The sequence below is a fragment of the Maribacter sp. MAR_2009_72 genome, from assembly GCF_007827235.1.
Taxonomy (GTDB): domain Bacteria; phylum Bacteroidota; class Bacteroidia; order Flavobacteriales; family Flavobacteriaceae; genus Maribacter; species Maribacter sedimenticola.
Genome location: NZ_VISB01000001.1, coordinates 795423 through 821790 on the forward strand (window position 1 = coordinate 795423; position 26368 = coordinate 821790).

The following is a 26368-nucleotide window of genomic DNA, read 5'->3' on the forward strand; positions in this document are numbered from 1 at the left end:
TTATTATTAATACAACGCTAATATTGTTAAGTTTGTATCTTAAAATTATGTAGATGGCGAATAAAAAAATAATTACGGATAAGTCCTTGGACTTTTTTGAAAAATACTTAAATAATGCTGCACCAACCGGTTATGAATGGGAGGGGCAAAAATTATGGATGAACTATCTTAAACCTTATGTGGATACCTTCATTACCGATACTTATGGTACAGCCGTAGGTGTTATTAATCCAGATGCCAAATACAAAGTGGTTATAGAAGGTCATTCCGATGAAATATCTTGGTACGTAAACTATATTACGGACAATGGTTTGATCTATGTCATAAGAAATGGAGGTAGCGATCACCAAATAGCAACTTCCAAATGGGTAAATATCCATACTAAAGACGGTATTGTAAAGGGCGTTTTTGGATGGCCTGCCATACACACCCGCAAAGGCGAAAAAGAGGAACTTGCTCCAAAATTGGACAATATCTGTATTGATATAGGCGCTAAGGATAAAGCCGAGGTAGAGAAAATGGGCGTACATGTAGGATGCGTTATAACCTATCCTGATACATTTCATGTTTTGAACGGTGATAAGTTTGTATGTAGGGCAATAGATAACCGTGCCGGTGGTTTTATGATTGCAGAAGTGGCCCGTTTACTTCATGAAAATAAAGTTAAACTACCTTTTGGTCTTTATATTACCAATTCCGTTCAAGAGGAAATTGGACTTCGCGGGGCAGAAATGATTACACAGACCATAAAACCCAATGTGGCCATTATCACGGATGTATGCCATGATACCACCACACCAATGATCGAAAAGAAAACCCAAGGTCATACTGAAATAGGATTGGGACCTGTAATTTCCTATGCCCCTGCGGTACAGAATAAACTGCGTGAGCGTATAATAGAGACCGCAGAAGCAAAGAAAATACCTTTTCAACGAATGGCCGCATCCAGATCAACAGGTACGGATACCGATGCTTTTGCCTATAGCAATGGCGGCGTTGCATCTGCATTGATCTCTTTACCTTTAAGGTATATGCACACAACGGTTGAAATGGTTCATAGGGAGGATGTTGAAAATGTAATTCAACTTATTTATGAAACATTATTAAATATTAAGGAAGGGGAAACCTTTAGTTATTTCGATTAAACTTATAATCCCTCCTCATTAATATGGAGGGATTTTTTTTTCAAATGGATGAACTAATTGATATATTAAATGAGGATGGTTCCGCTACAGGTACATCTCAAATGAAGTCTATTGCCCATGCAGAGGGGCTATTTCATGCAACGGTACATATTTGGTTCTTTACAAAAAGGGGACAAATTCTATTGCAGAAACGGTCTATAACCAAAGATACATTTCCGGGATTGTGGGATGTTTCCGTTGCTGGCCACATAGGGTTCGGAGAAACCGCACTTTATACTGCAATAAGGGAAGTAAAGGAAGAAATAGGGCTGGATATCCAAAAAGAACAACTTATAAAAATCGGAATTTTCAAATCGGTTCAAAACCATTCCAATACGTTGTTGGATTGTGAATTTCACCATACCTATATTTCTGAAATATCCGTACCGGTAACCTCATTGATTAAACAACAAAGTGAAGTAGATGAACTTAAGCTATTGTCCTTGGAAACTTTCCAAACAGAAGTGGAAAACATAAATACCACGCAATACGTTCCCCATTCACTGCAATATTACAGCACAATTATCAAAGCCATACAACATCAGCTGCTAGAGGGTTGAAATAAACTTATCCAATTCAGAAAATGAATAGGTAGTCTGTTGACCACTTTCCATATGTTTTACTATAAAGGTATTTGAACTCAATTCTTCCGCGCCCAAAAGAATGACATACGGTACTTTTCTATTGTTGGCATATTTAAATTGCTTCTGGATTTTGGCATTGGACGGATACACATCTGCAAATACACCATTTTTGCGCAATACGGTTATCAACTTTAAGGAGGCAAGTGCCTCTTTTGCCCCAAAATTAAGACAAAGCACATCCAATGTTCTATCTACGGACTTGGGAAAAAGGTTTAGTTCCTCTAACACCAAGTAGATTCTATCCAATCCAAATGAAATTCCCACTCCGCTCACATCCTTCAATCCAAAAATACCGGTTAGATCATCATATCTTCCTCCACCGCCAATAGAGCCCATTTTAACACCTTCTGGAGCTGCTACTTCAAAAATAGCCCCAGTGTAATAATTTAGTCCTCTGGCCAAAGTTACATCTATAGTAAGTTTTGCGGTCTGCAGACCAATGGACGAAATGGTTTCCAGGATATACCGGAGCTCCTCCAAACCTTTCTTACCTTCCTCTGAACTTTCAAGTAAGGTTTCCAAACGTTCTAATTGATTTACATTACTGCCCTGTGGTTCAAACAACGGTGACGCTTTATCAATAGCTTCCTTGGAAATACCTTTTGACAGCATTTCCTTCTTTACACCTTCTTCTCCAATTTTATCCAACTTATCCAAAGCAACCGTAAAATCTATCAATAAATGTTTGGCACCGATTACTTCCGCAATACCGGCCAAAATTTTACGATTGTTCATTTTAATAGTTACGCCGTCTAACTTTAAATCTGCAAATACCGCATCATAAAGCTGTATGAGCTCCACTTCCTGCAGCAATGAGTCTGAACCAACCACATCCGCATCGCATTGAAAAAACTCTCTAAAACGGCCTTTCTGTGGTCTATCTGCACGCCAAACCGGTTGAATTTGATAGCGTTTAAAAGGAAAATCCAATTCATTCTGGTGCATAACCACGTAGCGGGCAAAAGGAACGGTCAAATCATACCGTAATGCCTTTTCCGTTATTCTAGGAGCTATAGTTGCCGAGTTTTTAGAGCTATAGGTAACATTGTCTACCTTGCTTATAAAATCGCCCGAGTTTAATATCTTAAAAATTAAACGGTCTCCTTCTTCCCCATATTTACCTAATAAGGTCTCGGAATTTTCAAAAGAGGGTGTTTCTATAGGTTGAAAACCATAGGTTTGAAAATTTTTCTTTATACTATCGAAAATATAATTACGTTTTGCAATTTCTGAAGGAGAAAAATCTCGCGTACCCTTGGGTATGGATGGTTTTTGTGCCATGAATGTTTGATTGATTTACAAATATAACCTTCATTGACCTAGACTACAATGAAGAAGAACTAATAAATAAATGCAAGTAGTTTTATGATGGTTCAATTACATTCTCAAACCATTGGTACAACTCCCCTTTGGTTATGACCGCACCTTGTTGCAGCAACAAAAACTTATCTACGTTCTTATCATCGGTATAGGCTTTGGAAGCCGTAAGGTATTCTACAAAGTCCGATTGCCAATTTTTCTTGAACCAACCAAAGCCTTCTTTTGTGGTGAGGTCAACTTCTGGGTTCATTACTTTGACCGAAATTAATTTCATTTCTTTATCCGTGAGATGAAACAAATGCATTTGATCCTTAGAAATATTTTCCAAGTAGCCTACCTTGGTCAACACTCCTTCCCATACCAAATCACTAAAAATATCTATTTCCTCTTCTGCAATTTTTGGCTTATCCTTTTTTATCTTCTCCCACTCATCTCCCGTAATGGACTGTGTAGCCAAAAATTTAATGAATTCTTGGTGCAATTCTTCCAATTGTTCCTTTGTAAGTCTTGTATACTTCATATTGCAAAAATAAAAAGCCCCAACAGAATTGTCAGGGCTTTTTTAACTTTATTTCACTTTTTAAAAAATATAGCGTAGACCAAATTGGGCTTGCCATCTTGACAATAGACTTGCATCATAACCAAAAGTTTCCGTTAAATCTGGATTAAATGTATAGGTAGGTACGTTTGTATCCGAATCTACAGATACACCAACCGGCTGTATATTATTTGGTTGTTGCACCAAGCCCCATTCAGAACTGATCATATTTCCAATATTCAAGACATCTATACTGAATTGTATAGTATTTGTTTTGGTGGCAGATACATTAAACTTATAATCCTGAAGAATTTTAAGGTCCCATCTACCTCTCCATGGCGCCAATGCCCCATAGCGTTCTGCATACTGTCCTCTTCTACCGCTCAAATAATCGTCCTGCTCAATATAATTATTGAATGCAGCTCCTTGTCCAGCAGCTGAAAATTGCATTTGATCAATTTCTGCTGGTGTAGGTACGTAAATCAAATCATTGATCCCGGAACCGTCACCATTAATATCACCTCCATATGTGTAGTTGAATCTTCCTCCTTGTGCATATTCAAAGAATGTTGAAATGGTTGTCCCCCATTTATCATTGCCATAAGTCCAATTTTTACTGGCCACACCAATGAATCTATGCTTATCCCCATATTTTGAAGGTGCCAGAACATCTGCATTGGCGTCGTTGACCACTGGGTTACCTACAAAGGCATCTGATGTAATCTCCGCTTCAATAGAATTTACATCCTTGGCGTCCAAATAGCTATAAGCCACCATAGTATACAGACCGTTATCAAAAGTTTTCTCAGCTTTTAATGATGCGTTCCAAATTCTACCCTTGTTGGAATTGGTAAATACATACGGACCTGCACCTAAACCAAAACTATTCAATAAATCGGCATCTGTATAAATTGCCCTTGTATCCACGCCGGATAAATTACCGGAAGGGGACGTCAATGCCCAATTCTGGACATGTGGACCATTAATATCTTTGGTGTAGGAGACATCAGCAGTAAGTACCAGACCGTTATCCAAACGTTTGTCCGCACCTATGTTGGTTCTCCAAACTTGTGGAAATTTATATTCCGGATCTACAGCCTGAAGGAAAAATACATCTGGGGCAGCTATTTGGTTTCCTAACCATACAAATGGGAAACGTCCTGTAAATAATCCTGACCCACCACGTAATTGCAATGAACGATCTCCGTAGACATCATAATTGAAACCTACTCTTGGAGAAATCAGCCAATCATTGGTTGGCATTTGGGTATTATCAATAAATACCGTTTCTCCTGTATTTGGGTTTTGATAAGGTTGATCTGCAATTACAAACGCCCTATCTATAACATCTTGTGCTTTTTCTGCAGAATCATAAAACAAAGGCTTATCAAATCTTACGCCGTAGGTCAACTTGAACTTTTCACTCAAGTTCCATTCGTCTTGTACATAAAATGCCAATTGACCCACATTGGTTTCTGCCAGTGCCCAACCTTCACCATCCGGAACACTATTATTTGCGTTAAAGGTTGATAGCGGGCCTGCAAAGTCATATGTGGTTGCATCGAAATCTGCTATATCCACACTACCGAACAAATCAAAACCATAAGCAGTAAGGTTAAATGAATTGTCGAACATAAATTTTTCCAACGAAAAACCTACAGTATAGGTATGATCGCCCTTATAGAAATTAAGATTGTTCGTTACCTGAAATACTTTTTGATCCAATCTGTTATTTGCGGAAAACGGTTCATGACCCGCAATAATGTAATTAGAACCATCCTTGGATATATTAATTGATGGCGCTGGAGTGGAAAATGGATTTCTATAGTCGTTGAAATGGGTATACCCTACCTGTAATTTATTCGTAGCAGTTTCCGATAGGGTACTGTTCAATTCAATTTGAACCGATTTTAATTCATTGTTGATCTCATAACCGGAGTTCTGGAATTGAAGCGTATTGGCACTTGGCCCTCTAAACTGAATAGCAGTAGGGTGCGCCGGCTTTTCCTTACTGGCGTTCAAGAAATTATAAATGACCGCCAATCTATTGTTATCATCAATATTCCAGTCTAATTTGAGCAAACCCTTTGTAGACTCTGCCTTATGCACAAAACCTTCATATGCACCGGGATCATAACCAACTGCCAATAATTGATCTCTCACTGCAATCAAGTCGCTCTCTAACACCCTAGATTCGTTAATTGCACCAGAACCTGTATTAGGCACCCAACCATTGGTTCCTAAATCTGTTCTATCATCTTTTTCAAAATTGGCAAAAAAGAATAGTTTGTTTTTTATAATAGGGCCACCTATACTTACACCATATTGATTTTGTTCCAATTTTGGTTTAACAACATCTTCTCCTTTTACCTTGCCCCCGGTCATATCCTCATTTCTAAAAAAACCATAGGCAGTACCATGGAATTCATTAGATCCACTTTTTGTTACCGCATTAACGGATGCTCCGGTGAAACCTGACTGTGTAACGTCATAAGGTGCAGTAGAAACCTGTATTTGGTCTATGGCATCCAAGGATATAGGTTGAGAATCTGTCTGGCCGCCAGGTGTTGCCGCATCTAATCCAAATGGGTTATTGAATATGGCACCGTCCAACGAAAAATTATTGAACTGATCGTTTCTACCCCCAAAAGAATTACCGCTGGCCGTTGGTTCCAATCTTGTAAAATCCTGTGCTGATCTGGTAATTGTAGGCAAACGTGTCAGCTCCCTTCTGCCCACATTGGTCTCTGCCCCTGTCCTATCACTATTAAAAGTCCCTGAACGATCAGATACTACGGTCACCTCGTCCAAGGATTGACTTTCGCTAGTTAACTGGGTATCTACATTAAATGTTTGGCCCAAGGATAAATAGACATCATTTAGGGTATAGGTCTTAAAACCAACATATGTAATTTCCAATATATAGGGACCGCCTACACGGAGGTTTAATAAATTGAATCTACCATCTTCATTTGTAATGGAACCATACTTTGTTCCCGTTGGAGTATGGACCGCTACAATATTGGCGCCAAACAAAGGCTCCTTTTGATCATCTACGACCAAACCCCTAATGTTGGAGGTCGTAACCTGAGCGTAACTTGTTACTGTTAGTATCAAAAATAACAGTTGAAACAATACTTGTTTTTTCATAAAATTAGTTTTGAGGTGGTTATGAGTTATCGGCCAAAAATAAGCATAAAAAAAAGAGCTATGCACGCATAGCTCTTTTTAAATTATTAACAAATCTTGTTATTACTTTTTCTCGGCAACAACTTCAAATCCAAAATCAACGATAACCTCACGGTGTAATCTGATCTGTGCATTATATGGTCCGGTTCTTTTAACCGCACCACCCAAGATGCTAATGAATTTTTTATCGATTTCATGCCCTTCTTTTCCAAGTGCATCTGCCAAATCACCATTAGTTACAGAACCAAACAATTTATCTGCAGCTCCTGTTTTAGCAGTTATCTTCAATTCCAAAGCCTTTAATGCCTCTTCTGTCTTTTTGGCGGCATCAATTACTTTTTTCTCTTTGTGTGCTCTTTGCTTTAGGTTTTCGGCCAAAACTTTCTTAGCCGATGTAGTAGCCATAGCGGCCAAGCCTTGAGGAATAAGGAAATTTCTTCCATATCCGTTCTTAACATTTACTATATCGTCTTTAAAACCTAAATTCTGTACGTCTTCTTTTAATATAAGCTCCATGATACTTTTCTTATTATTTTAATAAATCAGCAACATATGGCATTAACGCCAAATGACGAGCTCTTTTTACCGCTTGGGCTACTTTTCTTTGATACTTCAACGAAGTTCCTGTAAGTCTTCTAGGTAATAATTTACCTTGCTCGTTTACCAACTTCAATAAAAAATCCGCATCCTTATAATCCACGTATTTAATACCGGATTTTTTAAAACGACAATACTTCTTTTTTGTGTTGGTCTCAATGTTCAATGGAGTTAAATACCTGATCTCCCCATCTTTCTTTCCTTTTGCCTGTTGTTGTAATGTTGCCATAATACTTAAGCTTTAGCGGTTTTTTTGTTTCTTGTTCTTCTTTTTTCTGCCCATGCAATGGCGTGCTTGTCCAATTTAACGGTCAAGAAACGCATAACACGTTCATCTCTTCTAAATTCCTGCTCGTAAGGCATAACGACCTCACCGTTGCTAGTGAATTCGAACAAGTGATAAAATCCACTCTTCTTGTTTTGGATAGGGTAAGCTAATTTCTTTAGCCCCCAGTTCTCTTTGGCTACCATTTTGGCGCCATTCTTAATTAAGAAATCCTCGAATTTCTTAACTGTTTCCTCTATCTGAACATCAGATAGAACGGGATTCAAAATGAAAACAGTTTCGTAATGGTTCATATTATATTTGTTTTAAGGAGTGCAAAAATAGATATTATTTTAAAATAATTATAAGAAATGTGAATATTCTTCGTTATTGAATGGTAACAACATTAAAAAAATAAACCAAATCTTAAACATATGATCATTACCAAGTACACGATCAACACTGCATTGTTCACATCTTTTGTTGTAGTTCAGCAGGTTTTTTCGGTTATTTGTCGATGATTTAACCCCACAAATCAGCCCTTATGAAGTTAAGAAGTATCATCGTTGACGATTCGTCCATGCAAAGGATGGCCGTAGCAAAGTTGGTAAACAATCATCCTAATTTAACTATGGTAGCAGAATACAGCAATGCTATCGAAGCAAAAAATGGAATCAAGAACCATGAGATCGACCTTATTTTTCTTGATGTTGAAATGCCAATTATCACAGGATTCGACCTACTCGAGTCCCTAGAAAACAGTCCTCAGGTAATATTGATTACCGGAAAACCAGATTATGCACTAAAAGCATTTGACTATGATGTAACGGATTATTTACATAAACCCATTACCATGGCACGCTTTGATGCATCTGTGAAAAGAGCGGTTGCAAATTATGAACAAATGCATCGCGTGAACGAAGATGAAGAACACATTTTCGTAAAGAGCAACCTTAAGAAAAGAAAGGTTATATTAAATGATATTAAGTGGATAGAAGCACTTGGCGACTATATAAAACTAGTAACCGATGAGGCAAATATCGTAATCTTATCAACAATGAAATCTTTTGAAAAGCAATTGCCGGAAGACAAGTTTTTAAGAATACACAAGTCTTATATCATTAACCTAGAGAAGGTTGAAAAATTCAACAGTAAAAATGTTGAGGTTAGCGGTAGATCAATACCACTGAGCAGAAACAAAAAAACAGAATTGGCCGAAGCGCTAAGTAACGTATAAGAAATATGAGATAATTCTACTTTAAAAGACCGCCTAACAGCGGTCTTTTTATATTATATATGGTCTACATTATAAATTACCCGTACACTACGGTACATGGATACCGCCTTAAAGGATGTTTCTATGCGCCTAATATTGGCTTTAGTCCTTGCCAAGGATTCCCCACTATGCACCTTTACCATAATATGCTTTAAATATTGATTTCTTATCCTGGCAACAGGCGGATACTCCGGACCCAAGACCGTTCCTCCAAAATTTGATCGTAACGCCCCAGCAAACCAATCTGCAGCCTCATTGATTACATTGTAGTTTTTATGTTTAAACGTGACCTTAATGATCCTACATATTGGCGGATACTTAAATTGCCCCCTTTCATACAGCTGTTCCGCATACATATTTTCATAATCGCCCGTGGTAACCTGCTTTAAAATTTGATGGTAGGGATTATAGGTCTGTATAAGGACCTTACCCCGCTTTTTCGTTCGTCCAGCCCTTCCTGAAACTTGGGTCAATAATTGATATGTACGCTCGTGGGCCCTATAATCCGGGAAATTCAATAAGGAATCCGCATTCATAACACCTACCAAGCTCACATTCCTAAAATCCAGACCCTTGGTCAACATTTGCGTACCTACCAAAATATCCAATTCCTGTTGTTCAAAAGCTGTTATTATTTTTTCGTACCCGTGTTTTCCGCGGGTAGTATCCAGATCCATACGGCCAACCTTTGCGCTGGGAAATAATGCAGAAACCTCTTTTTCTATCTGTTCCGTACCAAAACCTTTGGTATCCAATTCTGGACTACCGCATGCAAAACAACTTTCTGGTAAAGCGGTATGATGTCCACAATAATGGCAGCGCAACTGGTTTCTGTATTGATGATAGGTCAAGCTTACATCACAATTGGGACATTGAGGCGTATGGCCACATGTTAAACATTCCAACAATGGTGCAAAACCCCTTCTGTTCTGGAACAAAATAATTTGACCGCCTTCGTTTAGGGTTTCATCTATACCCACGAACAGTTGTTCAGAAAAATGTCCTTTCATCCGCTTTTTACGGGTTGCTTCCTTTATATCCACAAGCTCCATATCCGGCATGAGCACATTGCCATATCTTCTTGTAATTTCCGCATAGCCATATTTATGTGACTGTGCATTAAAATAACTTTCTATACTAGGGGTTGCCGAACCCAAAAGTACATTTGCCTTGTGCATAAGGCCAAGCACTATAGCGGCATCACGCGCATGATATCTGGGAGCCGGATCAAATTGCTTAAAAGATCCCTCATGCTCTTCATCTACAACTACCAAACCTAATTTGCCAAAAGGTAGAAACATGGCCGATCTAGCCCCAATGACCAATTGCGCCTTTGGCTTGCCCTGCAATACATTCTGCCATACCTCTACCCGCTCCTGAACATTATATTTAGAATGATATATTGCAATCTTATCACCAAAATATTCCTGTAGCCTGCTTATCAACTGGGTAGTCAAGGCAATTTCCGGTAAGAGATACAATGCTTGAAGACCTTTTTCCAGACATTCCTCCAAGAGCTTTACATATACCTCGGTTTTACCGGAAGATGTTACTCCTTTCAGCAACGTAACCTTATCTTCTTGAAAAGATGCTTTAATATCCAGCAAGGCTTGTTCCTGATACTCGTTCAGCGCTTTACTATCAACATGCTCCGTACCACCATCATAGTTAACCCTATCGGTTTTTATATAATATTCCTCTAGAATAGCCTTGTCCACCAAAGATTTAATAATAGCTTTTGAAGTGTTGCTCGATTTTTCCAGCTCGGAAACCTTTATTGGTTTTCCGGTACTTCCCTGTAATTGAAATAAAGTGAGTACAACTTGGCTTTGTTTAGGTGCCCTAGTTAAGGTATGTAATAGGGCCTCTAATTTCTCATCCGTTGTATACTGGGCACCTAAACGAACATAGCGGACCAACTTAGGTTTATATTGTTCATATACCTCTTCTTTAAGTACAATGACTTTTTTGGCCAATAACCGTTCTAGGACGGGCAAAATGTTTTTCCGTTCCACAATGGCAGAAACTTCTTGAACCTTAAGGACAGATTGATGCTGCAATGCCTCGAACACTAAAAATTCATCGTCCAGCAAATCATTTTCATCAATCTCATAAGCCGTATTACGGAGTACCAAGGTTTCACTTTCCAACAAAAATGCACTTGGCAGTGCACTGCGCACCACTTCCCCCAATGTGCACATGTAATATGAAGCTATCCATTCCCAATGTTTTAACTGTGTATCATGTACAATAGGATAATCATCCAAAAGTTGATGAATCTCCTTAGCTTCATAGGCTTGTGGTGGGTCTTGGTGTATACTATATACCAAACCTGTATAAATTTTTGATTTGCCAAAAGGTACCGCAACACGCATACCAGGCTTTAACAAACCAGCTTCTTCACTTGTAATACTATATGTAAATAGACGCTCTAACGGAATGGGCAATATGACATTGATAAAGTTTGCCATACCAATTACCCCTCTACGCGGACCCAAGTTTGCGTCCTATAGATAAAGGCCAAATAACCCCTTACCTTCAATTCATCTGAATTATCAGGATTCAACCAAATCTTAAACCTGAATGTCATGGCCTGTTCTGGGTCAAAAAGCCTTTTACCTTTCCACTCCCCATCATCATTTCGTTCTCCTGCCGTAATAATTTCCATGCCCTCTACCGGTTTATCCTTTAACTTCCCATCGCATTTAACACAGGTTACCCCCTCTTTACCTTCTTCCAATATTTTAATGACCTTACCATACATTAAACCGTCCTTTTCATATATTTCTATGACCCCTTTTGGTAATCCGGTACGATCATCTATGGTTTTCCATTTACCAAATACGGATTGACCGTATGCACTTACCGTACACATTATCATACATAGGTAACTAAACTTTATAATTAGGTCTCTCATTCTTTTCTTGTGATTTTTCTAAGTGTATTCAGGGAGGCATTAAGCTCAAACCCCAACAGCAATATATTGGAATTTAACCAGATGTATACCATTAATATCAATAAACCTCCCAACGCCCCATATAATTCATTATACCGTGCAAATTTCTCTACATAAATACCGAACAAATATGAAGTGATTAAAAAAAGAATGGTTGTCATTAATGCTCCAAAGGAAAAAAACCTAGCTTGCTTTCCTTCCCTGGTTCCAAAATAATATAAGATTGCCGTAGTAAAGTACGATAGAACAATAAAAAATAACACTTTTGCAATTTGGACACCTACTACTTCCTCTTCACCAAGAATGTATCCTCCTTGCCTTGCTGCAAATTCCGATAAATAGCCCAGTACGTAAAATTCAAAATATACAAAGGCCACAAAACCAAGAATTATTAAAATGGCCAAAATAAGACCTACCATTAACGCATAAAGATACTGCCTGAAAAAATGACGTGTAAGCTCTATATGGTACGATGTCTCAAAACCCCCAAAAATGGAGTTGACACCATTGGCAATTAGAAAAATGGACAATACAAAAGATGAAGAAAGAAGCCCACCTCTCTTTTGATCCTTGATCTGTTGAAACACCTCTCCAAAATATTCTCCTGTGGCCGTGGGCAAAAATGATTCCAAGAACAATCTAAACTGTACCTCAAAATCTCCATGTTCAATATTAATATAGGGTAATAAAAAAGGGACCAAAGTCACCATAAAAATCAATAAAGGGAAAAGTGCCATAAACAGGCTAAATGCAATTGCACTTGCGCGTGTGGACAAAGTTCCTTTTAATATGCCCAAAACATACATTTCCAAAAGGTCATATACAGATAGCCCCTCAAAGCCTGGCAACCTAATCTCTTTCAATAACTTTACGAGCCAGTTAATAATAGGGATTTTATCTAGTTTCTCTTCGACCTCCAATGACATTTACACCGCTTTTAAGCTTAAGTCCATATTATATACAGAATGGGTCAAAGCCCCAGAGGAAATATAATCTACCCCACATTCAGCATATTCCCTAATGGTTTTTTCATTAATACCCCCAGAAGATTCTGTAAGGCATGTATCTCCAATTAATTCTACTGCTTTACGGGTATCTTCATAATTAAAGTTATCTATTAAAATCCTATACACACCACTGGACTGTAATATTTCCTTTATTTCCTCCAAATTTCTTGCTTCCACGATAATCTTTAAATCTTTGCCGGTAACTTCTAAATATTTTTTTGTCTTTTCGATAGCTTTGGTAATACCTCCTGCAAAATCTATATGGTTATCCTTTAACATAATCATATCATACAATGCGAATCTATGATTTTCCCCTCCTCCTATTTTTACCGCCCATTTTTCCAATGCACGTATTCCCGGTGTAGTTTTTCTGGTATCCAAAATTTTTGTTCCCGTGCCATTTAATAAATTGACGAACATATTGGTCTTTGTTGCAATAGCACTCATTCGTTGCATGGCATTAAGTACTAAACGCTCCGCCTTTAAAATACTTTGCGAACTTCCTTCAACATAGAATACAATATCACCATATTTAACAGATGACCCATCCTTAATCTTTACATCAATTGTTAAATCTGGGTCGACATAATAAAAGACCAGTTTTGCAAAATCTACACCAGCTATTACACCTTTGTCCTTTACGAGTAATTTTGCCTTTCCGGTAGCGGTATTGGGTATACAGGCCAATGAACTATGATCTCCATCACCTACATCCTCACGAATGGCATTGGCTATTATTAACTTTATCTCCTCCTTAAATTGTGCTTCTGAAATCATATATTAGAATGTATTACTATGCTAATTTACAAATCCATTTGTGAAATTGATTTACTTTTGAACTATGACTATAAAACTTTTGGCCATTGGCAAAACCGATAGTTCCCAATTACAAGAACTAATTGATGTATACGATAAACGATTACAGCACTATATCAATTTTGAAATAGAGCTGATACCCGATTTAAAGAAAACCAAAAATCTATCCGAAGAACAACAAAAAAGCAAAGAGGGCGAATTGATTCTTAAAAAAATAGCCCCTACCAATGTACTTATAGTCCTTGATGAAAAAGGTAAACACTACTCCTCTGTAGAATTTTCTGCTTTTTTACAGAAAAAAATGAATTCAGGTATAAAGCAACTGGTCTTTCTAATTGGCGGACCTTATGGCTTCAGTCATGAAATATATGCCAAGGCTTCTGGTAAAATCAGTCTATCCAAAATGACCTTTTCACATCAAATGGTGCGCTTATTCATTACAGAACAAATATATAGGGCCTATACCATTTTAAGAAACGAACCGTATCATCACCAATAGATTAGCCTTTGTAACCGTTTTAAACTTTTTATATGTACAAAAAAAGTCCGAATTTAAGTGCTTAACCCAATTTCGAACTTTTTAAGTTGTTATGTTTAAATTTTTAAGAACTTTTAATATAGGACCCTAAACTTAATGGTATTCTCTACTTTTTTCAAAGCCTTGATTACATCCTTATTATATTCCCTATCCAAATCCGTTATGACATAGCCAACTTCATTATCGGTAGACAAATATTGACTGGAAATATTCAACTCATATTCTGCCAATACCTTATTGATTTTGGCCATAATGCCAGGTACGTTTTTATGAATGTGTAAGAAACGGTGAGATTTATTTTGCTTTGGCAAACGTATGTTTGGGAAGTTTACCGCATCTACCGTATTACCGGAATTGATATAATCCATAATCTTGTTGGGTACAAAGTCCGCAATATCCCTTTGTGCCTCTTCTGTACTGCCACCCACATGTGGAGTTAATATTACATTGTCAAAACCTTGAAGTTTTGTTTGGAAACTACCGTTACTGGCAGGTTCATCCGGATATACATCTATGGCCGCACCGCCAATATGACCTTCTTTTAACGCATCTGCCAAAGCATCTATGTCCACCACAAAACCACGAGACAAATTAATAAGCATGGCTCCTTTTTTCATTTGCTTTATCTCACGTGCCCCAATAAAATTCTTATTGGCCTTATTATCGTCTATATGCAACGTGACCACATCCGATACGTTTAGCAAATCTTCCAATGAGTTGCATTTTACCGCGTTGCCCAAGGCCAATTTGTCATCCACATCATAATAATATACCCGCATGCCCATGGCTTCTGCAAGTACGGATAATTGTTTACCAATATTTCCATAACCTACAATTCCCAAGTTCTTTCCACGTACCTCACGAGAGCCTGCAGCCGTTTTTTGCCATTGCCCTTCGTGTATTTCCCTACTACGATCAAATACACTACGCATTAACATAATAATCTCACCAATGGCCAATTCTACTACTGATCTTGTATTGCTGTAAGGAGCATTGAATACTACAACACCTTTTTTCTTAGCATGTTGTAGATCTATTTGGGTAGTTCCTATACAAAACGCACCTACTACCAATAATTTATCCGCGGCGTCTAAAACTTTTTGGGTAACCTGGGTCTTTGACCTTATACCCAAAACATGTACGCCCTTGATTTTTTCAAGTAGCTCCTCTTCTGGCAAGCTGTGTTTAATAAGTTCTACGGAAAATCCGTCTTCAGATAGATTTTCAAATGCAGCGGTGTGCACATTTTCTAATAATAGGACCTTAATCCTATTTTTTGGGTACGAGATATTTCTTGGCAATTTATTCACAAATAAAAATTCATCTAAACTTGGTGTAACATAATCCGCATTGTTTGCGGCCTTTTCTCTATGCACATTCTCGGTATATGCAAAAAATTTATCTGCAATACCTGCCTCGCGCATTACATAATCACTATACCCATCTCCTATTACTTGAACCTCTCCGTCCAAATCCATTTGCCTAAGACAATCAATTTTGCCATTATGCTGAGATAGTACATTTTTTTCATCAAAACCAATGATATTACCTTCTTCGTCGAATTTAAATGTATTTGCATACACTCTTTCAGACGGAATATTATATTCCTCTACAATTGGATCAATAAATTCTTTAAAACCACAGGATATCACATAGATATCATCTGCGTATTTCTGAAAAAACTCTTTATTGGATTCAATAGATTTTGAAATCTTATTACGTAGTTCCTTTACCAAACCGTCCAAATCTTCCTTTTTGGCATTGAGCAACTTGATACGACGTTCCAAGGATTCCGTAAACGAGATATCTCCGTCAATACCCAGATTAGTGATCTTCTGTATTTCCTTGATCACATCTTCTTTATTGGACTTACCCTCTAAGGTCATTTCCGCAAGAACATCCAATGCCTCTACCCTGGTCAAGGTACTATCGAAATCAAAAACGTATTTTCTACTCAATTCGGTCATTGCCAACTACTGTTTTAGATTTAGGTTTCTGGTTAAAATTAAGCATCAAAAGTAAAAATTAAATTTGTCCTGTTAAACGATATCCTGTAAATAAAACAAAAAGGATTGGTTATGATGCATATATAATCAAAAGGCATGGACCTACTCCAAAAATTGTAGTATTACGCTGGCAAAACTCTTGGTCTTATATGTCTTGTTATGATCTCCTTTTACTATGGCAAACTTACCGTTTTTAAAGGCTTTGCTCAAACTTTCTGAATTTCCGTTTTCAAGATCCTGATCTCCGCGCACCACCAAAACTTCCGTTTTAACGGCCTTCAATTCTTTTTTTAAAGTTACAGGTTGATATTTCTGCTGCAAATGCAATGACCTTAGATCTGCATTGATCGACTTTGCATAATTGACCGCACCAATAGTTAGTTCGTTTACATCTCCGTTGAATGCATTTGCGAACATGATCCGCCTATCCCACTGTGGGTTGGTAAAATCTATTCCCATACCGCCCAGTACCGCTTTTGATATTCGTTTATCCTCGGTCAACAATTTGGCCAACAGTATACTTCCCCTGGAATATCCAATTGCTAAATATGCAGTGATCCGCAAATGATCCATTAATAATTTAAGATCCATAATTTCGGAATTACCGGCATATGCAGCATCCTTCTGGGGTTTTCCAGATTCTCCATTTCCCCTTAAATCAGGTATTATTACCCGGTAACCATTTGCCAACAAATCTTTTTTTAGTTCGGTATTGTCCCATGACTTTCGTGTATTTATAAACCCATGTATTAACAATACCGGCTTTCCTTCCCCTTCATCTGTATATACAATAGGTACCCCATCAAATGAAACAAAGGTATTTTCCTGGGCACCACCAATTGAACAAAAAAGTATAAGGCATGTTATTAGAACACTTTTTCCATACATACTAATGGTATTGAGACATATATAATAATCCGGCCAAAATTGCCAAACCAAAACTAACCAGAGTTCCTATCAAAATATATTCCGTAAGCTTTCTATTGTTTCGTTCCTTAAGGTCATTAAACCGGAATACGGATTTAGCGGCTATCAATAGACCAATGACCTCCCACCTGCCAATAACGATGAAGATTAAAACAAATAGACGCTCTATCATTCCAATATATTTACCGGCATTTGGCAAGGATTTATGATCTGTTTCTATCTGGTTGGCCATGCCTTCCAAAACTTTACCCATTATGATCGCTGCCGGATAAGTTACAAATACAATTGCCGTAACCAAGTACCAGTCCATATCCTGAAATAACAAAACGGTCCTTCCACTTAGATCCCCATAAAATACACATATGTATATCAATAACACATGTAGCCCTTGATCTATAAAAAAAGGAATGCTCTTATTTTTAAACATGGGATCGGTATATAATTTAAGAATATCTATACCTAAATGGCCAATAGCTATGACCAACGCCATTTTCCATAGGGCAAGGTCCCACAATAAAAGCATATAAAGTACAAAATGCAGTAAAACATGTAAGTACAAATACTTTGAGGAAACTTTATTGGATTCCTTATGTACCACCCACTTAGTTGGCTGAAGGACAAAATCCCCAATTAAATGTGCCAAAATCAATTTTATAAATATCAACATCTTAAATTTCCGTGATTATCTCTTTATAATAATTCAATAAATCCAATACCAAATCTAGCCTGGCACGTTTTAAACGTTGGCTAACCGCAGATTGCTTTATTCCCAGTTTTTGGGCTATTTCTTTTTGGGAATCATCAGGATGATCTAAGACCAAGGCTACAATTTCTGCAGATACCACACTCCAATCATCCATAAAATCAAGTGCTAATTGCAACATTAGGTTCAAAGTACGATCATATTGGGCCACACCTGTTGCAATGCTTAAATTGACCTTGCTATCCTTGAGCGATTCAAAATTCCTACCTGAACGTTGGTATGCAGGACCATTAGATTCCGTTACCCCAGAACCTATATAGGTTTCTAACCCTATTCCTATTCCCATTCTAACATCAAGACCCTTTATGGTCTTAAGTATTGCCTTAATTCTTATTGCAGTAAACAGCGCATTTTGTTTGGTAACCTTTAATTGAAATTCATCTCCTCTATAAATTTCCCAATTCATGGGCGATGCACCAAATTGATTAAAATATGTTTTTAACATATCAATCCATTGTGAGGATGGATAATTTTCAGAATTTATAATATCACCTGTTATAATTGCGATCATAACTATTATTTAAAACACTAATATATTCAATTATAAGCAAATTAACTAATATTTTTAAGTATTAGTGATTTAGATAATATATACATTGTAAATTGTCTAAAACCAACGTCTGGTCAACGTACAATATTCCTTATATGCACGCCCAAATTTTTCCTTTAAAACCAATTCTTCCGGAATTATCTGAAAACGGTTCATATAAGCAACAAATGCAGCGGCTACCAGAGTATTAAACGCATTGCCTAAATACACTCCTAAGGCCAATAACGTAAGCAACATGGCTAAATACATAGGATTTCTAGAGTATTTAAAAATACCATCTACCACTAATTTGGCCGCCTTGTCCGGACGGGTTGGATCCACGGTAGTCTTTGTCCTATAAAATTGAAATAAGGATATAAAAACAATTACAAAGGCTGAAACCATTAAAGCCTTAAAAAGCAACATGCGTCCAAAAAAATCAAAATGGCCAAAAGGCAATACAAGATCAAGACCGTACATTAAAAAGCCAAAGACCAAAAACACCAAAGCGGGAGGTAACTTTAATTCCATTTTATAAAATTACTACTTTTGAAAATCAAAACTAATTAATTGGTCCCCCAAATTATTGCAATGAAACTTGTTTTTGCTACACACAATCCTAACAAATTAATAGAATTACAAAAATTGGTTCCTCCTTCGTTAGAACTAATAAGCTTAGAAACGCTGGGGTGCCACGAAGCCATTCCAGAAACCGAGAATACTTTGGAAGGCAACGCAAGATTAAAGGCCAATTACATTACGAAAACCTATCAATTACCATGCTTTGCAGATGATACAGGACTGTTGGTAACCTCACTAAATGGTGAGCCTGGCGTTCTCTCCGCACGATATGCCGGTCCTGAAAACAATGCACAGGCCAATATGTCTAAATTATTGACCAAATTAGAAGGGTCAAAAGATCGTTCGGCTTATTTTAAAACCGTTATAGCACTAAATCTAAACGGTGAAACCCATATATTTGAGGGAAAGGTGGATGGTGAAATTACCATGTCTCAATATGGAGAACAAGGGTTTGGCTATGACCCCATATTTAAACCTACAGGGTATGACCAAACATTTGCACAATTACCTTTGTTCGAAAAAAATAAGATTAGTCACAGAGGCAGGGCGTTTCAAAAATTAATAGCGTATTTAAAGCATACTAATGTCACAAGATAAAAACTACAGGGAAACAGTAGAAGTTTCGGTCGCATCTGAAAAAGCGGAAGCCATAGGCGGTGTCCTTATTGCAATATTTGCCGCCCTCATGGCTATTTCACAAATGGTAAACGGAGAGCTGGAGGAAGAAATGATGATCGCACACAACAATGTAGTCAGCTACTCCAACTGGTACCAATCCAAAAGTATCAAGGAAAGTCTTAAGGAAAGTGAATATGACTATTTAAACGCCTTGATCAGCACAGGAATCGTTACCGAAGATAAAATTCCCATTGTAGAAGAAAAAATTAAAGCGGTACAATACAAGATAGAGAAATATGGAGCCGAAAAAACTGAAATTCTAAACGGTTCCGCCAGTGTAGGACAAGATAACTGGACCCAAGACCTTGAAGGCGAATTAGGAAAAATAACCGGTGTCAAGGAATGGCAAGAACTGGCAGCATCCTATGATTATGCCACCAAAAAATTTGACTATGGTATGCTTTTTTATCAAATATGCATCGTATTGGGCGCTGTCTGTATAATTATTTATGATAATCCCTTGTTGCAAAAAAGCCTAATCGTACTTATGATTATATTTGGCATTATAGGAAGCATCCTATCTGTATACGGCTATGTATTGGCTCCTTAATACTTTCCTATTTATTATACTAGTCCAATAATTCGTAGTACCTTTGCAAATTAATTAACGCCGCTGGTATAGCATGTGTTGCGCTGAGTCTAATTTAAGGTTATATCGATAATCGCTCTATGCAACATTCATATTTGCGATTTAGTATAACATATTTATGACAAAGTTTGAAGCACTGGGACTGCAGAAGTCCTTATTAGATGCTGTTACCGACATGGGTTTTGAAAATCCATCTGAAGTACAAGAAAAAGCAATTCCGATCTTATTGGAAAGCGAAACCGATTTAGTTGCCCTGGCACAGACCGGTACCGGTAAAACCGCCGCATTCGGTTTTCCATTAATCCAAAAAATTGATAGTGACAGTAGAACCACACAAGGTTTGATCCTATCTCCTACCCGTGAGCTTTGCTTACAGATTACCAAAGAAATGCAAGCCTATTCCAAATACGAGCGCAACATCAACGTTGTAGCCATTTATGGTGGCGCCAGTATTACGGAGCAAGCAAGGCAAATTAAGCGTGGTGCCCAAATTATAGTGGCCACCCCCGGTAGAATGAAGGATATGATCAGTAGAAGACTGGTAGACATTTCCAAGATCGACTATTGTATTCTTGATGAAGCTGACGAAATGCTGAACATGGGCTTTATGGAGGATATCAAGGATATCCTTTCAGGAACCCCCAACGACAAATCTACATGGCTGTTCTCTGCAACCATGCCCAAGGAAGTCGCCATTATTGCTAAAAAATTCATGCACTCACCACAGGAAATTACGGTGGGAGCCAAAAATTCAGGCGCTACTACGGTACAGCACGAATATTATGTTGTAGGCGGACGTGATCGTTATCCTGCGCTTAAAAGATTGGCAGATACCAACCCGGACATATTTGCAGTTGTTTTTTGTAGAACCAAGAGAGACACCCAAAAGGTTGCTGAAAATTTAATAGAAGACGGATATAATGCAGGTGCACTGCATGGTGACTTGAGCCAAAACCAACGAGATTTGGTAATGAACTCGTTCCGTAAACGCCAAATTCAAATGTTGGTAGCTACGGATGTTGCTGCACGTGGAATTGATGTTGACGATATTACCCATGTAATCAATTACCAGTTACCGGACGAAATAGAAACCTATACACACCGTAGCGGAAGAACGGGACGTGCAGGTAAAACCGGAATTTCAATGGTTTTGATCACCAAAAGCGAACAACGCAAGATCAGGGCAATCGAAAACAAGATCAACCAAAAGTTTGAATTGAAAAAAGTACCCACGGGAATGGAAATCTGTGGTATTCAACTTCATCATTTGGCCAATAAAATCAAGGATACCGAAACCAGTTCTGATATAGACAGTTACTTACCCGCCATTAACGAAATATTGGAAGGTATAGATCGTGAGGAACTGATAAAAAAATTAATTTCCGCGGAATTCACAAGATTCTCAAACTATTATAACAAATCCAAGGACCTAAATTCACCTGATGGCGGAAAGGACAGGGGCGATAGCAGAAGAGGTGGTGAAATACCTACTAATGGTGCGGTTCGTTACTTCATCAACGTTGGTGAAAAAGATGGGTATGACTGGATGTCATTGAAGGATTTTGTACGAGATACCGTTGGTCTGGGACAAGAAGACGTATTTAAAGTAGATGTAAAGGAAAGTTTTTCTTTCTTTAATACTGAATCTTCATCCACGCAACAAATTTTGGACAAGTTTACAGATTTTAAGGTAGATGGTAGATTTGTTAATGTGGAAGTATCCAAAAACCCCGGTGGCGGTGGCGGCGGTAAACGTAGAAGCTTTGGCGGAGGCGGTGGCTTTAAAGGCAAAAGAGGCGCAAAAAGAGATGATGACAGAGGTGGTTCCGGTAAGGGACGAAGAAGGGAACGGAGCAAATCTGATAGTCCAAACTCGGGAAAAAGAAGATCAGGCACTAAAAGAAGAGGTGATTTCTTTTAGTTAATTGTATATTAAAAAATACGCTTCGGCGTATTTTTTTGTTTTGTTTGCATATTAAACCCCTTGTTAACAGCATGAAGCATATTCTAGTCTTATTTTTTATTTGTTTATCATTTATTGGTTTTGCCCAGGACGGGGATGACGCACAACGTATAAAAGCAGTAGTTATAAATGCACAGACAGCTTCCCCTTTAGAAAGTGTGCACGTTGTCAATTTAAACCAGGTATTTGGTACAATAACCAACGAAAAAGGGGAATTTACCATTACAGCGGCAGTAAATGATACGCTATACTTTTCATTTCTTGGTTTTAAATCACAAAAAGTACGCGTAACCAATGACATGTTCAAATTTGAAAATACTGAAATTGCCCTTACTGAATTGGCCTATGCCCTTGAAGAAGTTATTGTAAGGCCTTATCAACTTACCGGCTATTTAGAAATTGACGTCAAAAACCTTCCGATCAACAATGCATACCAATATAGTATTTCCGGATTGGGCGTAAGCTATGAGGGCGGAAACAAGAACCCTAGCGCGGTAACAAAGGTATTGGGAGCCATATTAAATCCTGCTGACCTGTTACGGAATCTATTTGGCAAAAAACCCGCACAATTACGTAAATTAAGGCAAATGCGCGAAGACGACGAAATAAGAAATCTACTTGCGTCTAAATTTGATCGTGAAACTTTGACGGAATTTCTTCAATTGGAAAAAGTTGATATTCAAGACATCCTTAATAATTGCAATTACTCCAAATCATTTATCACAACAGCCAATGACCTTCAAATTTTGGATGCCATAAGCAGTTGCTATGAAGAATACAAAGTTCTAAATAGAAAAAAATAATATTTTTTAGACTCGGTTCCTTGTTATAGCTTTAGCAAAAATAACACGGAAATGAAATCTAACATACTTGCCATACTTTCTATTTTTCTTTTTGTAGCCTGCCAGCCTACCGTTAAAGAGAATAAAGAAAAAACCCAGAATTCATCCCTCACAACAGGTCAAGCGGTTACACCAAACCCAAATTTTCAATGGGAATCTTCCACAATCTATTTCTTACTTACCGATCGTTTTAATAACGGCAACCCTAGTAATGATATTAATTATGGGCGCGATCAAGAGACTGGCAAATTAAGAGGGTTCATGGGCGGTGACATACAAGGAATAATCCAAAAAATTGAAGATGGTTATTTTACGGACCTTGGTGTTAATGCAATTTGGTTTACTCCGGTAATTGAACAAGTGCATGGCGCAACTGACGAAGGTACCGGTAACACATATGCCTATCATGGATATTGGGCCAAGGATTGGACCTCTTTGGACCCTAATTTTGGTACCGAGGAAGATTTGAGGAATTTGGTAAAAAAGGCACACGATAAAGGAATTCGCGTTCTGTTGGATGTAGTTTTGAACCATACCGGCCCGGTAACGGACCAAGATCCGGTCTGGCCGCAAGAATGGGTCAGGACCTCACCAACGTGTGAATTTACAACCTATGAAAATACTACAAGTTGTACCTTGGTTGAGAACCTTCCAGATATACGAACAGAATCCAATACAGCTGTAAAACTCCCCGATGCCTTATTGGCCAAATGGAAAAAAGAAGGTAGACTTAGTGAAGAACTAGATGAACTTGACGTATTTTTCAACAGAACAGGACACCCCAGGGCACCCCGCTTCTATATCATGAAATGGCTTACGGATTATATACACCAATTTGGAATAGATGGCTTTAGGGTAGACACCGTTAAGCACGTCAACGAAAACGCATGGGCAGAATTATATACGGAAGCTGCTGCTGCATTTAAGCTTTGGAAGCAAAAAAATGCATCATTGGTCTTGGACGATAATCCGTTTTATATGGTGGGCGAAGTTTACAACTATGGTATCTCAAGCGGAAGGGATTTTGATTTGGGGGATAAAAAGGTTGACTATTACGATAACGGTTTTAAGAGTCTTATCAACTTTGAACTAAAGACAGATGCAGAAAAGGAGTATGAAACCATATTTAAAAAATACAGTAAACTGTTGCACACAACCTTAAAGGACAAAAGCGTGGTTAATTATCTTACCTCACATGATGATGGCCAACCGTTTGACAAAGAGCGTAACGACCCGTTTAGGGCTGCCAACGTATTATTATTGACCCCAGGAGCCTCTCAGATTTATTATGGTGATGAAACGGCAAGAAACTTAACGATTGAAGGTACCCAAGGTGATGCCACACTGCGGTCCTTTATGAATTGGAACGAGTTGGATAGCATTCCACAAACAAAAAACATTCTGGAACATTGGCAGAAAATTGGGCGTTTTAGAAATGATCATCCAAGTATCGGTGCAGGAATCCATAATCGCCTTACTGAAAAACCTTATGCTTTTAGCAGATATTTCTCTAACGAAAAGTACACGGATAAAGTCGTAATTGGACTAGACCTTCCTAAAGGTAAAAAATCAATCTCCGTAAAAGGCATTTTTGGCAATGGCACAAAATTATATGATCGGTATACGGATACCTATGTCGTTGTGGCCAATCAACAGGTTGAATTGGAAAATGAGTTTAACACTGCTCTTCTGGAACTCGCCGAACAATAATTATTTGATTTCATATAATCACATGATAATTAATTAGAACGAATAAAGAGCTGCTGTAATAGTTAGTACCCAATATAAATAACGATAGCAAAATTGATATAGAGCGCTTTAAAATTTTATGAACTCAAAATGTCAATTCTGTGCCTACGAAAAATTCTAACCATTTAAGATGGTATGTTCACCAATAACTAATTATTCACCTTGCAGTTGAGCCTTTAAATTTTGCAACCCTTGTTCAAAATCTTTGCCTACCATTTTATCCATGTTCATAAACAACATCATTATACTCATTGGAAATTTATTCTGCCCGGCAAAGCCCCATGTCAATTTACTTTTATTAGGGCCTAATTCTATTAAATCCATATAACATTCAGATTCGGACTTATAAGGTTTTAAGAACCTTAAATCTTGTTCCACACGCTTTCCTTCTACAATTTTGGTGATTTCTTGCTCCCCCTCTCCTACTTCTTTATTACCGTTCCAGTAACTGACAGCACCTACAGTACCATCTGTACCAATAATTTTTTGTTCCATGTTAGGATCCTTTCTAGACCAAGGTGACCATTGGTTCTGCTTTTCCAAGTATTTAATATGTTCCCAAACCTTACTAGTTGGATGATTTAATTCAATACTTCTATAGACATGATAATTTTTAGGGGCAATCAAGGCAAGTACCAATACAATGAACAATACTATTCCTAAAATAATGATGAGGGTATACATGTTGGTGGTAAATTGGTTATTTACAACAAGTTAATAAAAATTAATTATCCCGTTCATATCGTTCAAGAATATCATCAATGCTTTTAATGGATTTTTTGGTCCAATCCAATCGCTTGGCGATTATTTCATCGGGAGTTAGCTGCCAATCTATTTCGGTTGCTTTTAATTGTGCGGTCAATTGTTGAAGGATAATTGCAGCCGAGACGGAAATGTTCAAACTTTCCGTAAAGCCTACCATTGGTATTTTTAAGGAGGTATCCGCATTATTTAATACATATTCACTTAAACCCTTTCTTTCCGTACCAAAGAACAAGGCTATTTTATCCGTTACTTGAAAGTCTTGAAGTAAGGAACTATTGGCATGGGGGCTTGTTGCAACAATTTTATAACCTTGGCCGCGCAATGCATCCATAGCTTCACTTGATTCCTGATAACGTATAATATCCACCCATTTTTGGGCGCCCATTGCAATTTCGCTATCCAAACGTTGACCGTATTTACGCTCAATAACGTGTGCTTGCTGTATTCCAAAAGACTCACAGCTACGAATGACCGCACTGGTATTGTGCATTTGATATACATCTTCTATGGCTACCGTTATATAATTGGTCCTTTGGCTCAACACCTCATTAAAACGCTCTATTCTTTCCTCGGAAATAAATTGCTCCAAATATGTTAAAAGCTTTTCATTTATCATGTTGACAAGATAAGAAAAGTATATTTTTA

General features: G+C 37.8%; 26 protein-coding genes. 9 read left to right on the plus strand and 17 right to left on the minus strand.

The genetic code is table 11. The features are described from left to right. The first annotated feature begins 53 nt into the window (after positions 1-53). Positions 54-1145, plus strand: a complete 1092-nt coding sequence (locus JM81_RS03410) for a M42 family metallopeptidase (RefSeq protein WP_144800691.1) — start codon at positions 54-56, stop codon at positions 1143-1145. A 23-nt stretch (positions 1146-1168) separates the two neighbouring features. Further along, complete coding sequence (locus JM81_RS03415; RefSeq protein ID WP_261374948.1) at positions 1169-1744, plus strand: NUDIX hydrolase; 576 nt, start codon at positions 1169-1171, stop codon at positions 1742-1744. Here the strand turns inward: JM81_RS03415 and hisS are convergent. From hisS to rpsF, 6 genes are all read right to left on the minus strand, one after another. Continuing rightward, complete coding sequence (hisS, locus tag JM81_RS03420; protein ID WP_144800692.1) at positions 1733-3109, minus strand: histidine--tRNA ligase; 1377 nt, start codon at positions 3107-3109, stop codon at positions 1733-1735. The genes JM81_RS03415 and hisS overlap by 12 nt on opposite strands. Positions 3110-3191: 82 nt before the next feature. Next, positions 3192-3668, minus strand: a complete 477-nt coding sequence (locus JM81_RS03425; protein ID WP_144800693.1) for a DUF6495 family protein — start codon at positions 3666-3668, stop codon at positions 3192-3194. A 60-nt stretch (positions 3669-3728) separates the two neighbouring features. After that, on the minus strand, positions 3729-6836 hold the full coding sequence (locus tag JM81_RS03430) for a carboxypeptidase regulatory-like domain-containing protein (RefSeq protein WP_144800694.1): 3108 nt from the start codon (positions 6834-6836) through the stop codon (positions 3729-3731). A 102-nt stretch (positions 6837-6938) separates the two neighbouring features. Further along, complete coding sequence (gene rplI / locus JM81_RS03435; protein WP_089260161.1) at positions 6939-7391, minus strand: 50S ribosomal protein L9; 453 nt, start codon at positions 7389-7391, stop codon at positions 6939-6941. Positions 7392-7404: 13 nt separating this feature from the next. Then, positions 7405-7701 carry a 30S ribosomal protein S18 gene (rpsR, locus tag JM81_RS03440; protein WP_027067300.1) on the minus strand — a complete coding sequence of 99 codons (297 nt, stop codon included), beginning with the start codon at positions 7699-7701 and terminating at the stop codon, positions 7405-7407. 5 nt (positions 7702-7706) lie between these two features. Beyond that, positions 7707-8051: a 30S ribosomal protein S6 gene (gene rpsF / locus JM81_RS03445; protein ID WP_089260160.1), complete on the minus strand. Its 345-nt coding sequence runs from the start codon at positions 8049-8051 to the stop codon at positions 7707-7709. 230 nt (positions 8052-8281) lie between these two features. Between rpsF and JM81_RS03450 the strand changes: the two genes are divergently transcribed. Then, the gene (locus tag JM81_RS03450) at positions 8282-8974 is read left to right on the plus strand and encodes a LytR/AlgR family response regulator transcription factor (protein ID WP_058103007.1); all 693 of its coding nucleotides are present in this window, start codon (positions 8282-8284) and stop codon (positions 8972-8974) included. A 53-nt stretch (positions 8975-9027) separates the two neighbouring features. On the opposite strand, the gene priA is transcribed toward JM81_RS03450, so the two are convergent. Genes priA through nadC form a run of 4 tightly spaced genes read right to left on the minus strand, consistent with a single transcriptional unit; the run spans position 9028 to position 13753 of the window. After that, positions 9028-11484, minus strand: a complete 2457-nt coding sequence (priA, locus tag JM81_RS03455) for a primosomal protein N' (protein WP_144800695.1) — start codon at positions 11482-11484, stop codon at positions 9028-9030. Positions 11485-11489: 5 nt separating this feature from the next. After that, a complete protein-coding gene (locus JM81_RS03460; protein WP_144800696.1) occupies positions 11490-11930 on the minus strand; it encodes a DUF2147 domain-containing protein in 441 nt (146 codons plus the stop codon). Then, a complete protein-coding gene (locus JM81_RS03465; RefSeq protein ID WP_089260157.1) occupies positions 11927-12895 on the minus strand; it encodes a YihY/virulence factor BrkB family protein in 969 nt (322 codons plus the stop codon). Before JM81_RS03465 ends, JM81_RS03460 begins: the two co-directional genes overlap by 4 nt. Then, complete coding sequence (gene nadC / locus JM81_RS03470; RefSeq protein ID WP_144800697.1) at positions 12896-13753, minus strand: carboxylating nicotinate-nucleotide diphosphorylase; 858 nt, start codon at positions 13751-13753, stop codon at positions 12896-12898. A 64-nt stretch (positions 13754-13817) separates the two neighbouring features. Here nadC and rlmH point away from each other — a divergent pair, with 64 nt between their 5' ends. Continuing rightward, positions 13818-14291 (plus strand): 23S rRNA (pseudouridine(1915)-N(3))-methyltransferase RlmH, encoded by a 474-nt coding sequence (gene rlmH / locus JM81_RS03475; RefSeq protein ID WP_144800698.1) that lies wholly within the window; start codon positions 13818-13820, stop codon positions 14289-14291. A gap of 113 nt (positions 14292-14404) precedes the next feature. Here rlmH and serA read toward each other — a convergent pair whose 3' ends face one another. The 5 genes from serA to JM81_RS03500 all read right to left on the minus strand — a co-directional run bounded on the left by serA (position 14405) and on the right by JM81_RS03500 (position 19086). After that, complete coding sequence (serA, locus tag JM81_RS03480) at positions 14405-16297, minus strand: phosphoglycerate dehydrogenase (RefSeq protein ID WP_089260154.1); 1893 nt, start codon at positions 16295-16297, stop codon at positions 14405-14407. 141 nt (positions 16298-16438) lie between these two features. Next, on the minus strand, positions 16439-17224 hold the full coding sequence (locus tag JM81_RS03485) for an alpha/beta fold hydrolase (RefSeq protein WP_144800699.1): 786 nt from the start codon (positions 17222-17224) through the stop codon (positions 16439-16441). Position 17225: 1 nt separating this feature from the next. Beyond that, positions 17226-17930, minus strand: a complete 705-nt coding sequence (locus tag JM81_RS03490; RefSeq protein WP_144800700.1) for a DUF3307 domain-containing protein — start codon at positions 17928-17930, stop codon at positions 17226-17228. Between the two features lies 1 nt (position 17931). Next, entirely contained in the window at positions 17932-18537 is a 606-nt protein-coding gene (locus tag JM81_RS03495) for a SatD family protein (RefSeq protein ID WP_144800701.1), read from the minus strand. 96 nt (positions 18538-18633) lie between these two features. Then, the gene (locus tag JM81_RS03500) at positions 18634-19086 is read right to left on the minus strand and encodes a methyltransferase family protein (protein ID WP_144800702.1); all 453 of its coding nucleotides are present in this window, start codon (positions 19084-19086) and stop codon (positions 18634-18636) included. A gap of 60 nt (positions 19087-19146) precedes the next feature. Here JM81_RS03500 and JM81_RS03505 point away from each other — a divergent pair, with 60 nt between their 5' ends. The 5 genes from JM81_RS03505 to JM81_RS03525 all read left to right on the plus strand — a co-directional run bounded on the left by JM81_RS03505 (position 19147) and on the right by JM81_RS03525 (position 24919). Next, positions 19147-19734 carry a non-canonical purine NTP diphosphatase gene (locus JM81_RS03505; protein WP_144800703.1) on the plus strand — a complete coding sequence of 196 codons (588 nt, stop codon included), beginning with the start codon at positions 19147-19149 and terminating at the stop codon, positions 19732-19734. Continuing rightward, complete coding sequence (locus JM81_RS03510; protein WP_144800704.1) at positions 19721-20365, plus strand: DUF4337 domain-containing protein; 645 nt, start codon at positions 19721-19723, stop codon at positions 20363-20365. The genes JM81_RS03505 and JM81_RS03510 overlap by 14 nt, the downstream gene beginning before the upstream one ends. Positions 20366-20522: 157 nt before the next feature. After that, positions 20523-22325, plus strand: coding sequence for a DEAD/DEAH box helicase (locus tag JM81_RS03515; RefSeq protein ID WP_144800705.1), 1803 nt, complete (start codon positions 20523-20525; stop codon positions 22323-22325). A 74-nt stretch (positions 22326-22399) separates the two neighbouring features. After that, positions 22400-23170, plus strand: a complete 771-nt coding sequence (locus tag JM81_RS03520) for a carboxypeptidase-like regulatory domain-containing protein (protein WP_089260146.1) — start codon at positions 22400-22402, stop codon at positions 23168-23170. A 51-nt stretch (positions 23171-23221) separates the two neighbouring features. Next, positions 23222-24919 carry an alpha-amylase family glycosyl hydrolase gene (locus tag JM81_RS03525; RefSeq protein WP_144800706.1) on the plus strand — a complete coding sequence of 566 codons (1698 nt, stop codon included), beginning with the start codon at positions 23222-23224 and terminating at the stop codon, positions 24917-24919. A 192-nt stretch (positions 24920-25111) separates the two neighbouring features. Here the strand turns inward: JM81_RS03525 and JM81_RS03530 are convergent, their stop codons facing one another. Together JM81_RS03530 and JM81_RS03535 are read right to left on the minus strand one after the other, a co-directional pair. Continuing rightward, the gene (locus JM81_RS03530; RefSeq protein ID WP_144800707.1) at positions 25112-25642 is read right to left on the minus strand and encodes an SRPBCC family protein; all 531 of its coding nucleotides are present in this window, start codon (positions 25640-25642) and stop codon (positions 25112-25114) included. A 40-nt stretch (positions 25643-25682) separates the two neighbouring features. Continuing rightward, positions 25683-26336 carry a TrmH family RNA methyltransferase gene (locus JM81_RS03535; RefSeq protein WP_144805571.1) on the minus strand — a complete coding sequence of 218 codons (654 nt, stop codon included), beginning with the start codon at positions 26334-26336 and terminating at the stop codon, positions 25683-25685. Positions 26337-26368 lie beyond the last annotated feature (32 nt).